The sequence below is a fragment of the Rhizobium sp. SVR5-9E genome, assembly GCF_056755095.1.
The window spans coordinates 1-369 of record NZ_JBNDHS010000277.1 but is presented as its reverse complement, the minus strand read 5'-3'; the positions used below and the strand labels follow the sequence as shown (position 1 = coordinate 369).

At 39.3% G+C, this 369-nt stretch carries 1 protein-coding gene; it reads left to right on the top strand.

Going from position 1 to position 369, the window contains the following annotated elements; genetic code table 11:
* A partial coding sequence (locus ACPYOJ_RS34775) for a hypothetical protein (RefSeq protein WP_481420291.1) occupies positions 1 to 369 on the top strand: 369 nt, incomplete at both ends.

The window sequence follows — 369 nt, the reverse complement described above, 5'->3', positions numbered from 1 at the left end:
GTCGTTTGAGTTTTTCAGGAAGACAAGTGGTTTAAAAGATGAATCTGATCCTTTGAAGATGGTGGAAGGCTATGAGAGGTTTTTACCTTCATTCAGGAAATACGGTTTGAAAACTTCCATGCCTTTCTGCACACAATATGGTTATCCACCTTTATGCAGAGAAGAGGAAAGTCTTGAAAAATGGAAAGAAAATGCCGTGCAATATGATGTTCTGATCGGCTCCAATCAGGATGAAACTGCTTTCTATGTAAAGACAGCACAAAAAGGTCTTTACACGTATTTGCCTCACAGCATCCTGAATAAGATTGTAAGAAAGACAACAGCGTCAATCTATGAAAAGCCGGCCAAGATATTTGCAGAGAATCATGC